The organism is Marimonas arenosa (assembly GCF_030848945.1).
Lineage (GTDB): Bacteria > Pseudomonadota > Alphaproteobacteria > Rhodobacterales > Rhodobacteraceae > Marimonas > Marimonas arenosa.
The window spans coordinates 99,319-114,705 of sequence record NZ_JANHAX010000002.1; the positions used below are offsets into that span (position 1 = coordinate 99,319).

14 protein-coding genes are annotated in these 15,387 nt (G+C 62.8%); 11 read left to right on the forward strand and 3 right to left on the reverse strand.

Going from position 1 to position 15,387, the window contains the following annotated elements; genetic code table 11:
• Position 1: 1 nt before the first annotated feature.
• Positions 2-1,165 carry an acyl-CoA dehydrogenase family protein gene (locus NO357_RS06755; RefSeq protein ID WP_306734874.1) on the reverse strand — a complete coding sequence of 388 codons (1,164 nt, stop codon included), beginning with the start codon at positions 1,163-1,165 and terminating at the stop codon, positions 2-4.
• Positions 1,166-1,328: 163 nt separating this feature from the next.
• Positions 1,329-2,960 (reverse strand): long-chain-fatty-acid--CoA ligase, encoded by a 1,632-nt coding sequence (locus NO357_RS06760; RefSeq protein WP_306734875.1) that lies wholly within the window; start codon positions 2,958-2,960, stop codon positions 1,329-1,331.
• 178 nt (positions 2,961-3,138) lie between these two features.
• Between NO357_RS06760 and NO357_RS06765 the strand changes: the two genes are divergently transcribed.
• A complete protein-coding gene (locus NO357_RS06765) occupies positions 3,139-4,107 on the forward strand; it encodes an NADPH:quinone oxidoreductase family protein (protein ID WP_306734876.1) in 969 nt (322 codons plus the stop codon).
• 91 nt (positions 4,108-4,198) lie between these two features.
• On the opposite strand, the gene cbbR is transcribed toward NO357_RS06765, so the two are convergent.
• Positions 4,199-5,122 (reverse strand): LysR family regulator CbbR, encoded by a 924-nt coding sequence (cbbR, locus tag NO357_RS06770; protein ID WP_306734877.1) that lies wholly within the window; start codon positions 5,120-5,122, stop codon positions 4,199-4,201.
• A 106-nt stretch (positions 5,123-5,228) separates the two neighbouring features.
• On the opposite strand from cbbR, the gene NO357_RS06775 reads away from it, so the two are divergent.
• The 10 genes from NO357_RS06775 (at position 5,229) to NO357_RS06820 (ending at position 15,231) form a co-directional block, all read left to right on the forward strand.
• A complete protein-coding gene (locus tag NO357_RS06775) occupies positions 5,229-6,236 on the forward strand; it encodes a class 1 fructose-bisphosphatase (RefSeq protein WP_306734878.1) in 1,008 nt (335 codons plus the stop codon).
• Positions 6,237-6,252: 16 nt separating this feature from the next.
• Positions 6,253-7,125, forward strand: a complete 873-nt coding sequence (locus tag NO357_RS06780; RefSeq protein ID WP_306734879.1) for a phosphoribulokinase — start codon at positions 6,253-6,255, stop codon at positions 7,123-7,125.
• A gap of 25 nt (positions 7,126-7,150) precedes the next feature.
• Positions 7,151-9,142 (forward strand): transketolase, encoded by a 1,992-nt coding sequence (tkt, locus tag NO357_RS06785; RefSeq protein WP_306734880.1) that lies wholly within the window; start codon positions 7,151-7,153, stop codon positions 9,140-9,142.
• A 23-nt stretch (positions 9,143-9,165) separates the two neighbouring features.
• Positions 9,166-10,164, forward strand: coding sequence for a type I glyceraldehyde-3-phosphate dehydrogenase (gene gap / locus NO357_RS06790; RefSeq protein ID WP_306734881.1), 999 nt, complete (start codon positions 9,166-9,168; stop codon positions 10,162-10,164).
• Between the two features lies 1 nt (position 10,165).
• Positions 10,166-11,371: a phosphoglycerate kinase gene (locus tag NO357_RS06795; protein ID WP_306734882.1), complete on the forward strand. Its 1,206-nt coding sequence runs from the start codon at positions 10,166-10,168 to the stop codon at positions 11,369-11,371.
• An 11-nt stretch (positions 11,372-11,382) separates the two neighbouring features.
• Positions 11,383-12,438, forward strand: a complete 1,056-nt coding sequence (gene fba, locus NO357_RS06800; RefSeq protein ID WP_306734883.1) for a class II fructose-bisphosphate aldolase — start codon at positions 11,383-11,385, stop codon at positions 12,436-12,438.
• Between the two features lie 82 nt (positions 12,439-12,520).
• Positions 12,521-13,219, forward strand: a complete 699-nt coding sequence (gene rpe, locus NO357_RS06805) for a ribulose-phosphate 3-epimerase (protein ID WP_306734884.1) — start codon at positions 12,521-12,523, stop codon at positions 13,217-13,219.
• Positions 13,220-13,295: 76 nt separating this feature from the next.
• Entirely contained in the window at positions 13,296-13,841 is a 546-nt protein-coding gene (locus NO357_RS06810; protein ID WP_306734885.1) for a thioredoxin family protein, read from the forward strand.
• Positions 13,838-14,500, forward strand: a complete 663-nt coding sequence (gene gph / locus NO357_RS06815) for a phosphoglycolate phosphatase (RefSeq protein WP_306734886.1) — start codon at positions 13,838-13,840, stop codon at positions 14,498-14,500. The genes NO357_RS06810 and gph overlap by 4 nt, the downstream gene beginning before the upstream one ends.
• Entirely contained in the window at positions 14,497-15,231 is a 735-nt protein-coding gene (locus NO357_RS06820) for an HAD-IA family hydrolase (RefSeq protein WP_306734887.1), read from the forward strand. The genes gph and NO357_RS06820 overlap by 4 nt, the downstream gene beginning before the upstream one ends.
• The last annotated feature ends 156 nt before the right edge of the window (positions 15,232-15,387 follow it).

The following is a 15,387-nucleotide window of genomic DNA, read 5'->3' on the forward strand; positions in this document are numbered from 1 at the left end:
CTTACTTCGACGGCAGGTCGAGTACACGTTTCGAGATGATATCGAGCATCACCTCCGATGTGCCGCCTTCGATCGAGTTGGCCTTGGTGCGCAACCAGTTGGCAGCAAAGCCTGCGTCCCAGTCGAGCGCGTCCGAGCCCCGGGCCGACATGATGATTTCGTGCCGGCGCTTGTTGAGTTCGGTGCCGTAGTATTTCAGCATCGCCGAGGCATGGCCGACGCCCTGCCCGGCCTCGGCCATATCCCGGTACCGCTCCATGGTCAGCGCGAAGGCCATGGCATCGACCTCCAGTTCCATCGCTTCGGCCCGGATCACCGGGTCGGCTGCGGCGTCGGCATCCATTGTCCCGATCATGTCGGCGAGCGTCGAGCCCGAGAGCAGCCCGCCACCGCCGCCACCGATCATCTCGCGTTCGTGGGTGAGCAGATATTTGGCGACGTCCCAGCCTCGGTTCTGCTCCCCGACGATGGCGCCGTCTTTCGGCACTTTAACGTTGTCGAAGAAGGTTTCGCAGAACGGCGAGGCGCCGGAGATCAGGCGAATGGGTTTGGTGGAGACACCGGGCGTCTGCATGTCGATCAGCATGAAGGAAATGCCCAAGTGCTTGGGCGCGTCGCGGTCGGTGCGCACGAGGGCGAAGATCTTGTCGGCCTTGTCGGCATAGGAGGTCCAGATCTTCTGGCCATTGACCCGCCAGTGATCGCCCATGTCCTCGGCCTTAGTCTGGACATTGGCGAGATCGGACCCGGCGCCGGGTTCGGAATAACCCTGGCACCAGCGGATCCTGCCGGCGGTGATGTCGGGGAGATGTTCAGCCTTCTGTTCGGGCGTGCCGAATTTCAGCAACGCAGGACCCAGCATCCAGATGCCGAAGGATTCCAGCGGCGAGGGGGCGCCGGCATTGAGCATTTCTTCGCGGAAGATCTTTTCTTCGTCACGCGACAGGCCGCCGCCGCCATATTCAGTGGGCCAGCGCGGACAGGTCAGGCCCTTTGCATGGCAGTGCTCGAGCCAGAGACGCTGCGCGTCGGAGGCAAACCTCCAATTTCGTCCGCCCCAGCAGATCGTCTCTTCATTTCGGGCGATGCCCTGCAACTCGGAAGGCAGGTTTCCAGCGATCCACGCGGTGATGTCACTGCGGAAGCTTTCGAGATTGTCGGACATGCACGGTCTCCTCCCAGAACCTTATCCAAGGCACACCGGAATCGCGCCGTGGTGCAAGGGGCGCAGTGGCCTGACGGAACGTCATTCGGAGCAAGTGCCGTGGCGTTCCGGCGCGGGCGGCCCCGCCGCGCGAACGTGCGTTCGCGTGACCCGGCATCGAAGTTCAGCGAAGATCAGGCAGTTTGTAATCGGCCATAATCTTGCGCAGCGTGAGTTTCGAGACCTTGCCGGTCGCGGTCAGCGGCAGCTCGTCGACCCAGATCACATCGTCGGGCAACTGCCACTTGGCGAAATGCTCTTCCATATGGGAATGTAGCTCTTCGAGCGAAGGTTTGTCTTCGCCCGCGGCAACAGCCACCAGCACCGGGCGTTCGTCCCATTTCGGGTGTGGCATGGCGATGACGGCGGCATTGGCGATGCCGGGATGTGAGATAGCAGCGTTTTCGAGATCGATCGAGGAAATCCACTCACCGCCCGATTTCACCAGGTCCTTGGCACGGTCCTGGATGTTGAGGAAGCCGTCCGGCGTGATCGAGGCGACGTCGCCGGTACCGAACCAGCCGTCGGCGTCGATGGCGCCTTTCGACGCGTCGTCGTTCTTGAAATAGCCCGAGACGATGGCGTTGCCGCGAACGAACAGTTCGCCCGCAGCCTCGCCATCATGCGGTAGACGGTTGCCATCTTCATCAACGATCTTGAGATCCACGCCGAAAACACGGCGGCCCTGCATCGATTTCTTGTCGATCATGTCCTTGAAGGGAAGCTCTTTCACCCATTTCGGCATGGTGCCGTGGGTGCCGATCGGCGACATCTCGGTCATGCCCCAGGCATGGACGACGTCGACATCCATCTTCTCGAAATTCTCGATCATCGAGCGCGGCGCGGCCGAGCCACCGACGACCACATGCGAGAAACTGCCGGGCTTCCGGCCCTGCGCCTTGATTTCACCCATCAGGCCCATCCAGACGGTGGGCACGCCCCAAGCGGAATCGACTCGTTCCTCTTCCATCAGCTTCCACAGCGATGGTCCGTCGAGCGCGCCGCCGGGCATGATCAGCGAATGGCCCATCAGCGGCGCGAAATAGGGCAAGCCCCAGGCGTTGACGTGGAACAGCGGCACCACAGGCAGGATCCGCGCCTCCTGCGGCAGGCTGACACCCAACGCCATGGCGACATAGAGCGCGTGCAGCACAGTCGATCGGTTGGAATAGAGCGCCCCCTTGGGGTTGCCGGTGGTACCGGAGGTGTAACAGAGCCCGGCGGCGGTGTTTTCATCGAACTCGGGCCAGTCGATCGTTTCGGGCTGACCGTCAAGCAATTCTTCGTAGCAGAGCGCGTTCAGCGAGTTTTCCGGCATGTGTGCGCGATCGGTCATGATCACGTAGGTCATGTTCTGCGGCAGGTGGTCCTTGAGGGCCTCGAGGATCGGCACGAAAGTCGTGTCGACGAACAGAATCTTATCCTCGGCGTGGTTCACGATGTAGATCATCTGCTCGGCCGACAGCCGCGGATTGATGGTGTGACAGATCGCACCGATGCCGGAGATGGCGTAGTAAGCCTCGAAATGCCGGTAGCCGTTCCAGGCCAGCGTCGCGACACGGTCGCCGAGCGCAACCCCGCGTGCCTTGAGCGCATTGGCCAACTGAGCCACGCGGCGGGCGGTTTCGGCGTAGGTCTGGCGGTGAATGTCGCCTTCGGTGCGGGCCGAGACGATCTCGCCCTTGGGGTGCATCTCGGCGCCATAAGTAAGGATATCGCTGATCAGCAGCGGACGCTGCATCATCTGGCCTAGCATGGCTCTCTCTCCCTGATGTTCTTGTCGCAAAAGCCTAGTGTCAGGGAGGGGATTCCGAAAGGGATTTCAAGAGGGCCGCGTGGATTGCCGTTTGTGACGTTCCGGCATTTTCACTGGCGGGCCTTGCCGGGGGCGGGCCGCTCTCTCTAGGTTGACGGCAACAAGGGAGGATGCGCGCATGAAGGCGATTGTCTGCAAGGAGTTCGGACCGCTAGATGATCTGGTGCTGGATGATGTTCCGGAGCCGCAGGCAGGCAAGGGCCAGATCGTGATCGGGATAGAGGCAGCCGGCGTGAACTACCCGGATGGGTTGCTGGTCCAGGGGCTTTACCAGATGAAGCCCGACCGTCCGTTCACGCCGGGGATGGAGGTGGCCGGCACCGTCGCGGCCGTCGGTGAGGGCGTGACCGGCTTTTCCGTGGGCGACCGCGTGGCCGGAAAGGGCGGGCTGGGCGGCTATGCCGAAAAGGTGGCGATGCCGGCGAGCCAGTGTTTCAAGATGCCCGCAGGGATGGATCCGGCCGACGCCTGCGCGCTGATGGTGGCCTATGGCACCTCGCACCACGCGCTTAAACAGCGGGCGGCGTTGCAGTCCGGCGAGACGCTGGTCGTGTTCGGGGCGTCGGGTGCGACGGGGATCGCGGCGGTGCAGATCGGCAAGATTATGGGCGCTCGGGTGATCGGCGTGGCTTCGACCGAGGAGAAGCGGCAATTGGCAAAGGCGGCCGGCGCAGACGAGGTGATCGGCTATGACAACCTTAAGGACGACGTGAAGGCGCTGACCGGCGGCAAGGGCGCTGATGTCTGTTACGATGTGGTCGGCGGTGACGCGTTTCACGCTGCCAGCCGCTTCATGGCGCGCAACGGGCGGCTGTTGGTGATCGGCTTTGCCGGGGGCGAGATTCCAAAGCTGCCGGTGAACCTGACGCTGGTGAAGGAATACAGCGTGGTCGGAGTGTTCTGGGGCAACTTCACCATGCACGAGCCGGACGTCTATGCGCAGAACATGGACGAGCTTTTCGGCTGGTATGCCAGTGGCAAGGTCAAGCCGCTGATCGAGGGGCGCTATCCGCTTGCGGAGGCGGCGGAGGTTCTCAAACGGGTGTTGGGCCGGGGCGCCACCGGCAAGATCGTTCTGACCCCGTGACAGGCCGCGCCGCCGAAGTGCTTCCCGTCGACGACAGCGACAGTGGCGGTCAAAAAAATGCCGCACAACGGCTGCGCAAAACCCGGGCGCGTCAGAGCTGCGGCAGGAAGGCGCCCTTCTGGTCGGAGATATAGCCAAATACGGTTTTCAGCGTCGGGGACAGGTCGAGATCGGCGCGGTGCAGAAGGTACCATTGCCGGCGGATCGGCAGGGTGTCGGCGTCGAGAGTCACCAGCCGCCTGCTGCGCAACTCGTCGGTAACCGTGTGTTGCGAGATCATGGCGATGCCCAGCCCTGCGATCACCGCCTGCTTGATGGTTTCGTTCGAGTCCATCTCGATGAGTCGGTAGGGTGTGCCACCGCCGATCCGGTCGAGATAGCGGGTCATCAGGATGCGCGTGCCCGAGCCCTGTTCGCGGGCGATGAAGGTCTGGTCGAGCAGGGGCTGCGGCGCGATGCCGCGCACGCCCGCCAGCGGGTTATCCGGGGCGGCGATGATGACGTGGGGATGTTCGCCGATCGGTTCTGAATGGACGATGGGCGTGCGTGGCGGGCGGCCCATGATCGCCAGCTCGATCGTGCGCTGCTGCAGGGCGGTGACGATACCATCGCGGTTCGAGACCTTGAGAGACACCTCGATTTCGGGAAAGGCGTCGCGCAGCTGGGCCACCAGGCGGGGTGCGAAATACTTGCCTGTCGAGACCACGCCCAAGAGTACGAGGCCCGATCGGCCCTCCTTGTAAGCCCTTAGTTTTCTGGAGCAAATTTCCAGCGCAGACTCGATAGTGATATCCGCATCAAGCACCGCACGACCCTCGTTTGTGAGCTGCGCCCCGCCCGAAGACGAGCGATCGAGCAAGGTGCAGTCGAGATTCTGCTCGAGCGTGCGCAACTGGGTATGCACGGCCGGGGGAGTCAGCGACAGGATTTCCGCAGCCGCCGTGATCGAGCCATACTCGGCCACGGCGCGCAGGGCGCGGAGCTGTTTCAGGGTGATAGATTCGAGTCTAGCCATTAAATTCCCTTTAAGCTGGAGAATAATTTATTAAATTCTATAAACCTCTCGATTCTGGAATATCAACCCCGACAACAGCTGCCAGTTTCAGAATCGGGAGGGGATCATGACGACGACAGACAAGGTCATTGCGGTGGATCGCATGCCGGCCGAACTTGCCCCGATCATCGCGGCACTTTGCGAGGTCGGGCGCGACGTCGCCGGGATCATCGCCAAAGGCCCGCTGGCCGGGGCGCTGGGTGCCGGCGTCGGGGAAAACCTGGGAGGCGACCAGCAGAAGGCACTCGACGTGATCGCGGACGACATGTTCGCAGAGCGGTTGAAATCTACCGGCGTCCGCTATTATGCCTCGGAAGAGCAGGACGATGTCGTCGAGCTGAATCCCGATGGAAACTACGCGTTGGCGATTGATCCGCTGGACGGATCGTCGAACATCGACGTGAACGTGTCGATCGGTACGATTTTCGCGATTTTCGAGGCGGCCGATGGCGCTGACGAGAGTTTCCTGCGCACAGCGCGCGAGCAGGTCGCGGGTGGCTATATCATCTTCGGTCCGTCGACCGCGCTTGTCGTGACCTTCGGCGACGGTACACAGATGTACACGCTCGATCCCGAGACGCGGGAATACGTCCTGACCAACGAGCGCATGTCGATCCCCGAGACCTCGCTGGAGTTCGCGATCAACGCCTCGAACTATCGCCACTGGAGCAAACCGATCCGGGCTTATGTCGACGATTGCTTGGCCGGCGACACCGGTCCGCGTGACCGCAATTACAACATGCGCTGGGTGGCGTCTCTGGTGGCCGAAACCCACCGCATCCTGACCCGTGGCGGTGTGTTCCTCTATCCCGGCGATGCGCGCCCGGGGTACGAGCGGGGCCGTCTGCGCATGATCTATGAATGCGCGCCGATCGCGTTCCTGATCGAACAGGCGAACGGCAAGGCCACCGATGGCTGCGACGCGATCCTCGACCAGAAGGCCGACACGCTGCACGCGCGCACGCCGTTCGTGTTCGGCTCGGCCGAGAAGGTCGACCGGGTGGCAACCTATCACGACCTGCCGGACGAGGAGGTCTCGGCATTGTTCGGACAACGCGGCCTGTTCCGTGGCTGAATAAGGGAAAAGGACTATGAGCAAGAAACACCCCATCATCTCGGTGACGGGCTCGTCGGGGGCGGGCACCTCGACCGTCAAGGGCACCTTTGACCAGATTTTCCGCCGCGAGGGCATCAAGGCGGTGTCGATCGAGGGCGATGCGTTCCACCGTTTTGGCCGGATGGCGATGAAAGCCGAGCTGGAAAAGCGCACTGAAAGCGGTGACCACACCTTCAGCCATTTCTCCTATGACGCCAATGAACTGGCCAAGCTGGAAGACGTGTTCCGCACCTACGGCCAAACCGGCGCCGGCGAGACGCGGCACTACGTGCACGACGACGAAGAGGCTGAGAAATACGGCGTGCCGCCGGGACAATTCACTGACTGGGCGGCGTTCGAGGACGGGTCTGACCTTCTGTTCTACGAAGGGCTGCACGGCGCAGTGGTGAACGACGAGGTGAACCTGGCGAAATACGCCGATCTCAAGATCGGGGTGGTGCCGGTCATCAACCTCGAGTGGATCCAGAAGATCCACCGCGACAAGGCGCAACGTGGCTATTCGACCGAGGCCGTAACCGACGTGATCCTGCGGCGGATGCACGACTACGTGCATTGCATCACACCCCAGTTCACCCAGACCGACGTGAACTTTCAACGGGTGCCGGTGGTCGACACGTCGAACCCTTTCATCGCGCGTTGGATCCCGACGGCGGACGAAAGCCTGGTTGTGATCCGTTTCGCCAATCCGCGGGGGATCGATTTCCCCTATCTGACCTCGATGATCCATGACAGCTGGATGACCCGGGCGAACTCGATCGTGATCCCGGGGGGCAAGATGGATCTGGCGATGCAGTTGATCTTTACGCCGATGGTGCACCGGCTGGTGAGCGAGAGTAAGCGCACCTGAGCGCGGTCTTTGGGAGGAGACAAGTATGAACACGCAAGCGGCAATTTCGACTTCGACCGAAGACCTGATGGCCAACGCCATTCGCGCTCTGGCGATGGATGCGGTGCAGGCGGCAAATTCGGGCCACCCCGGCGCGCCGATGGGGCTCGCGGATGTGGCGACCGTGCTGTTCAACCGGTTCATGAATATCGACCCGAGTGCCGACCGCTGGGCCGACCGTGACCGGTTCGTGATGAGCGCGGGCCACGGTTCGATGCTGGTCTACGCGATCAATCACCTGCTCGGCTATGACGACATGGACATGGACCAGATCCGCAACTTCCGGCAGATGGGATACCGCACCGCGGGACATCCGGAATACGGCCATGCTAAAGGCATCGAAGTGACGACCGGTCCGCTGGGCCAAGGCATCACCACAGCCGTCGGCATGGCGTTGGCCGAGCGGATGGACAATGCGCGGTATAGTGACGACCTTGTCAATCACTATACTTACGTTGTCGCCGGCGACGGCTGCCTGATGGAAGGCATCAGCCACGAGGCGATCGACTTCGCCGGCCATATTGGGCTGGGCCGTTTGGTGGTGCTGTGGGATGACAACAGCATCACTATCGACGGCAGCACCGATATATCGACTTCGACCGATCAGAAGGCGCGGTTCGAGGCAGCAGGGTGGCATGTCCAGGCTGTGGATGGCCACGACAAAGAGGCCATTGCGGCAGCTATCGAGGCCGCCAAGGCCGATCCACGCCCTTCGATGATTGCCTGCAAAACAGTGATCGGCTTTGGGGCGCCGAATAAGCAGGGTACCTCGTCGACCCACGGATCGCCGCTGGGTGAGGAAGAGGTTGCAGCGGCGCGCAAGACGCTGGGCTGGTCCCATGCGCCGTTCGAGATTCCCGGAGAGATCTACGAGGCATGGCAAGCAATTGCCAAGCGTGGTCAGGCGGCTCGTGTTGCGTGGGAGAGCCGCCTGACCTCCCATCCTAAAAGGTCTGAGTTCGAGGCAAGCCATGGCGCCGTGGATGGTGCGGCGTTGACGGCGGCGCTGACCGCCTATCGCAAGCAACTGTCGGCGGATGCGCCCAAGGTCGCGACCCGCAAGGCCAGTGAGATGGTGCTGGAAGTGGTTAATGCCACTCTGCCCAACAGCATCGGCGGCTCGGCTGACCTGACGGGCTCGAACAACACTAAGACCAAGGGAATGGAAATCGTCACCCGAGACAGTTTCGGCGGCGATTATCTGCACTATGGCGTGCGCGAATTCGCCATGGCGGCGATCATGAACGGCATCGCGCTGCATGGCGGCTTCAAACCATATGGCGGCACCTTCCTGGTCTTCTCGGACTACTGCCGCCCGGCGATCCGGCTGTCAGCGCTGATGGAGGTTCCGGTGGTCTATGTCATGACGCACGACTCGATCGGGCTCGGTGAAGATGGCCCGACCCACCAGCCGGTGGAGCATGTGGCGAGCCTGCGGGCGATGCCGAATCTCAACGTGATCCGGCCGGCGGACGTGGTCGAGACGGCGGAAGCCTGGGAACTGGCGATGACCGAGACGAAGACGCCGTCGGTGCTGGTGCTGAGCCGCCAGGGGCTGCCGTGCGTGCGCACCGCGCATACCGATGCAAACATGACGGCGAAGGGTGCCTACGTCCTTCGGGAGGCCGACGGCGGGCGCGACGTGACGCTGATCGCCACCGGCTCCGAGGTTGAGATCGCGCTCGACGCAGCCGACAAACTGGCCGAGGGCGGCATCAAGGCGGCGGTGGTATCGGCCCCCTGTTTCGAGCTTTTCGCGGCGCAGGACGCGGCCTATCGCGCCGAGGTTCTGGGAGACGCGCCGCGCGTAGGCGTCGAGGCGGCTGTGCGGCTGGGCTGGGGCGACATGGTTGGTCCGGACGGTGCCTTCGTGGGGATGAGCAGCTTTGGTGCTTCGGCCCCTGCGGGCGAGCTGTACCAGCATTTCGGGATTACTGCCGATACCGTGGCCGCGGCCGCGCGTGGGCTTTTGAACTGAGACGAGACGAGAGAGGACAAGACATGACTGTCAAGGTTGGGATCAGCGGGTTTGGCCGCATCGGGCGCTGCACGCTGTCGGCGATCATTGAAAGCGGCCGTGAGGATATCCAGGTGGTGAAGATGAATGCCACCGGGCCGATCAACGACATCGCGCATCTGCTGAAATACGACAGCGTGCATGGCCGTTTCGCCGGCGATATTAAGATCGACGGTGACATGATGGACGTAGGCCACGGCCCGATGAAGGTGTTCTCGACCTACAACCCCGAAGAACTCGACTGGTCGGGTGTCGATGTGGTCCTGGAATGCTCAGGCAAGTTCAACTCGAAGGAAGCTTCGTCGGTTCACCTGAAGCAGGGCGCCAAGAAGGTACTGGTCTCGGCGCCTGCCACCAATGCTGACAAGACCATCGTCCATGGCGTCAACTCGGACATGCTGACCGCCGACGATCTGATTGTGTCGAACGGGTCGTGCACCACCAACTGCCTGGCCCCGGTGGCCAAGGCGATCAATGACGCAATCGGGATCGAGTCGGGCATCATGACGACGATCCACTCCTATACCGGCGACCAGCCGACGTTGGACCGTCGCCACAAGGACCTCTACCGCGCCCGCGCCGCGGCGATGAGCATGATCCCGACCTCGACCGGCGCGGCCAAGGCCATCGGTCTGGTCCTGCCCGAGTTGAACGGCCGGCTCGACGGCTCGGCCATCCGGGTGCCGACGCCGAACGTCTCGGCTGTCGACCTGACTTTCCTTGCGTCAAAGGATGTGACTGCCGAGGACATCAACGAGGTGATCGCGGCGGCGGCTGCGGGACCGATGAAGGGTATCCTGACCTACGAGACCGAGAAGAAGGTTTCGGTCGACTACAACCACAACACCGCATCGAGCAATTTTGCCGCTGATCAGACCAAGGTGATGGGCGGTCGCCTGGTGCGGGTGCTGTCGTGGTATGATAATGAATGGGGTTTCAGCTGCCGGATGGCTGATAACGCCGTTCATATGGGGAGCCTGTGATATGACCGTTCCTGCGATTTCCGAGATGAATGTGGCCGGCAAACGCCTTCTGGTGCGGGCTGACCTGAATGTGCCGATGAGTGAAGGCCGGGTCACCGACGCGACCCGCATCACCCGCTTTGCCGAAGGCATGAAGCCGCTTTTGGCAAAGGGCGCGCGGCTGGTGATCCTGACCCATTTCGGTCGGCCGAAGGGTCAGGTCATGCCTGAAATGAGCGTCGACGCGCTGCGCCCGACGCTGGCCGAGGCGCTGGGCGTGGATGTGGCGTTCTGTTCGACCTCGTCGGGCCCGGAGGCCGAGAGGGCGGCCAGCGCGCTGAAGGATGGCGAGGCGGTGCTGATGGAGAACGTCCGCTTCGACTCACGGGAGGAGGCCAACGACAGCGGCCTGGGCGCGCTGTTTGCACGGCTGGGGGACATTTACGTCAACGATGCCTTTTCGACTGCGCACCGGGCGCATGCCTCGACCGAGGCGGTGGCGCATCTGATGCCGGCCGCGGCAGGTCCGCTGATGATGGAAGAGATCACCGCCCTGCAGAACGCGCTGGAGGCGCCGCAAAGCCCCGCAATCGCAATCGTGGGCGGGGCCAAGGTCTCGACCAAGATCGCGGTTCTGAAGAACCTGGTGAAAAAGCTGGACGGCGTGATCATCGGCGGTGGTATGGCCAACACTTTCCTCTTTGCCGACGGCGCGCCGATGGGGGCCTCGTTGCACGAGCCCGACCAGGTGGCAACGGTCGAAGAGATCCGTCGTCTGGCGGCCGAGAACGACTGCACGCTTCACTTGCCTGCAGATGTAGCCTGCGGCGCCGAGTTCAAGGCAGGCGCGGCGATGTCGTTGGTGCCGGCGGACAAGTGCCCGTCGGACCAGATGATCCTTGATGCCGGGCCGCAGGCGGTGGCGAGCTTCAAGGCGGCGCTCGAGACCGCCAAGACGATCCTGTGGAACGGGCCGTTGGGCGCCTTTGAAATCCCACCCTTCGACAAGGCGACAACCGAGCTGGCCAAGAAGGCGGCGGAACTGACGAGAAACGGCAAGGCTGTGTCGGTTGCCGGTGGCGGCGATACGGTTTCGGCGTTAATCCATGCCGGGGTGAAAGATGATTTCACTTACGTGTCCTCGGCCGGGGGCGCGTTCCTGGAATGGCTCGAGGGCAAGACCCTGCCGGGGATCGCCGCTCTGATGCGCTCGGAAATTGCTGCTTAAAGGACTGAACGATGGCTCTCATTACGCTTCGACAACTTCTCGATCACGCCGCCGAGCAGGGCTATGGCGTGCCCGCCTTCAACATCAACAACATGGAGCAGGGCCTGGCGATCATGAACGCCGCCGCGAAATGCGACGCGCCGGTGATCATGCAGGCCAGCCGCGGGGCGCGGTCTTACGCCGGCGATATCATGCTGAAACACATGATCCAGGCGCTTTCGGAAATGTACCCGGATATCCCGATCTGCATGCACCAGGACCACGGCAACAACGAACAGACCTGCCTGAGCGCCATCAAGCACGGTTTCACCAGCGTCATGATGGACGGCTCGCTTGAGGCGGACATGAAGACGCCCGCCAGCTGGGACTACAACGTCGAGATCACCGAGCGCGTCGCCCGCATGGCGCACTGGGTCGGGGCCTCGGTCGAGGGTGAACTGGGTGTCCTGGGCTCGCTGGAGACCGGTGAGGCCGCGGAGGAGGATGGCTCGGGCGCCGTCGGCAAGCTGAGCGAAGACCAGCTTCTGACCGACCCGGACGAGGCGCTGGATTTCGTCAAGCTGACCAAGGTCGACGCGCTGGCGATTGCCTGTGGCACCTCGCACGGCGCCTACAAGTTCAGCTCGAAACCCACCGGCGAGACGCTGGCGATCAGCCAGATCGAGAAAATCCACGCCAAGATCCCGAACGTGCACCTCGTCATGCACGGCTCGTCGTCGGTGCCGCAGTATCTGCAGGATTTGATCAACGAGTATGGCGGTGAGATGCCCCAGACCTATGGCGTGCCGGTCGAAGAGATCGAGCGCGGCATCAAGTCGGGTGTGCGCAAGGTCAACATCGACACCGACAACCGGATGGCCATCACCGGTCAGTTCCGCAAGGTGGCGCAAGAGAAGCCCAGCGAATTCGACCCGCGCAAGTTCACCATTCCCGCGATGGAAGAGATGGAGAAGCTGTGCCTCGACCGGTTCCAACGCTTCGGCACCGCCGGCAATGCCAGCAAGATCAAGCCGATCGATCTTGACGATATGGCCAAGCGGTATGCAGACGGATCGCTCGATCCGTGAAGTGGCGGCGGGCTGAAGCCCGCCCTACGCCCGCAAGGGAGGTGCGTGTACTCTCGCACCCTACATAAAGGAGGTTTGGATCATGAGTTTTGACCGTTCCATCAAGATTGCGCCCTCGATCCTGAGCGCCGATTTCGCCGATTTCGGCCGTGAAATTCAGGCTATCGAGGCACAGGGGGCTGACTGGGTTCATGTCGATGTGATGGACGGTCACTTTGTGCCCAACCTCACTTTCGGGCCGCCCGCCGTGAAGGCGTTCCGGCCGCATGTGAAGACCTTCATGGACGTGCATCTGATGATCGCGCCGGTGGATCCTTACATTGAGGCCTATGCCGAGGCGGGCGCCGACATGATCGTGGCCCATTTCGAGGCCGGCCCGCACCCGCACCGCACGCTTCAGGCGATTCGCGCGACCGGCAAGAAGGCTGGGATCAGCCTGAACCCCGGCACGCCGGCGTCGGCCGTCGAGTATCTGCTCGACCTGTGCGACATGGTGCTGGTGATGAGCGTGAACCCCGGATTCGGCGGGCAGAAGTTCATCCCGTCGAGCGTCGACAAGGTGCGCCAGGTGCGCGAGATGATCGGGGATCGCGAGATCCATATCCAGGTGGACGGGGGGGTGGACCCCAACACCGTTGGGCCGCTGGTGGCCGCGGGAGCCGATTGTTTCGTCGCGGGCTCGGCGGTGTTCAAAGGCGGCTCGGTCGAGAACCCGGCGCCTTACGGCGAGAACATCCGCGCGATCCGCGCGGCAGCGAAAGGTGCGCTCAAGGCAGCGTGACGCTCGTCGGCCCTGGCGGGCCGCCTCGCGCGACGTATTGAAAAATCCCACGATGTAACAGCGAGAGGAGAGGGACATGGCTGCAATTCCCCCGGTATGCGATTTCGGATGGCAAGCCCCGGATTTCACCCTTCCGGGTGTCGACGGGAAAACCTATTCCTTTGCCGATGTGGCGGGCCCGAAAGGCGCGCTGATCATGTTCATCTGCAACCATTGCCCTTACGTTCTGGCGGTAAAGCAGCGGATCATCCGTGACGCGCTGGAGCTCAAGGAGCTCGGTATTGGCGTCGCCGCGATTTCGTCGAACGATGTCGCAGCCTATCCGCAGGATAGTTTCGAAAAGATGAAGGAAGAGGGCTATCCCTTCCCATATCTCTATGACGAGAGCCAGGACGTGGCCCGCGCCTATGACGCGGTCTGCACGCCGGATTTTTTCGGTTTCAACGCGGATGGAGCGTTGCAGTATCGCGGGCGGCTTGATGCAAGCCGCAAGGAGACCGGCCCGGCCGACCTTCGCCGCGACCTGTTCGAGGCGATGAAACAGGTGGCCGAGACGGGGCGTGGCCCGGAAGACCAGATCGCTTCGATGGGCTGTTCGATCAAGTGGAAGGAAAGCGCGTGAAGGCCATCGTATTCGATCTTGACGGCACGCTGATCGACAGTGCGCCGGATATCCGTGCCGCCGCCAACCGGATGCTGGCGACGCTCGATCTGGAGCCGCTCGATCTGCCGACGATCACGTCGTTCATCGGCAACGGGTTGCCAAAACTGGTCGAGCGGGTGATGCGCACGCGCCAGATCGACATGGTGCGGCACGAAGAGCTGACACAGGTGACTCTTGATTTCTACAACCAGGCGAGCACCGAGCTTACGCGGCCTTACCCTAACCTGATGACCGTGCTGGAAACGCTTAAGAATGCAGGCTATGCCATGGGGGTCTGCACCAACAAACCGGAGGCCCCGGCGCGCGACATCCTGCGCGACCTGGACATGGAGCGGTTCTTCGATGTGGTGATCGGCGGCGACTCAATCGGCGTGAAGAAACCTGACCCGGCGCCGTTGTACAGGTCTTTCGAAGATCTGGGCGCGACGGCCCGGCTTTATGTCGGCGACAGCGAAATCGACGCGGCGACGGCGCACAGTGCAGGGATCGATTTCGCGCTTTTCACCGAAGGTTATCGTAAGGTCCCGATTGAACAGTTGCCGCACCGGGCGAAGTTCGCCGACTTCGCGGCGCTGCCGGGGATCGCGGCGGATGCCTTCCGGGTGGCTGCTGAATGAGCCTGGAGGCGCTGATCTTCGATGTCGACGGCACTCTGGCCGAGACAGAGGAAGCGCACCGCACCGCGTTCAACGCGACCTTCGAGGCGTGGGGCCTGTGCTGGCACTGGACGCAGGCCGACTACCGGGAGCTTTTGAAGACGACGGGCGGCAAGGAGCGCATCAGGGCGTTCCAGAAGACCCTGCCTGGGGGCGCGCGGCGGCTGTCGGACGAAGAGGTCGCGCTGTTCCATGCCGAGAAGACCGCCGCCTATACCGATATCCTGGCCCGCGGTGAACTCGAGTTGCGGCGAGGCGTCGCCGATCTGATCGCGGCGGCCAAGCGCGCGGGGCTCAGGGTCGCGGTGGCGACGACGACGAATCTGCCCAATGTGGAAGCGTTGACCCAGTGCTGCTGGGGCCAGCCGGCGAAAGAGGTGTTCGAGGTGATCGCGGCCGGCGACGAGGTCGAAGCCAAGAAACCGGCGCCGGACGTATTCGAACTGGCGCTGACGCGGTTGGGGATTCCCCCCGATAGGGGGCTGGCGTTCGAGGACAGCCGCAACGGGGTTCTGTCGGCCAAGGGCGCCGGACTCGAGGTGGTCGTGACGCCAAGCGCCTATACCGATGCCGACGATTTCTCGGCCGCGGATTATGTCGTGCCGTCGCTGGAGCCGGCGCATTGGCCCGTGAGACTGCGTGAGGCGATCGCTGACGTGGTTGAAAGCGCACAGGGTCAACGCGTGGGTTAACGCCACCATGCGGTGGACAAACCCGGGTATGGCGGCCTGGCTGGCACGCTGGCTGGCATCCCGTCTGGCGCGCGGTGGGGCAAGAATCCGGCAACGGACGGGGTTAACGCGGCGCGCGGTAGCAGTGGTGGGTTGGCATCCATCCGGCGGGGTTGC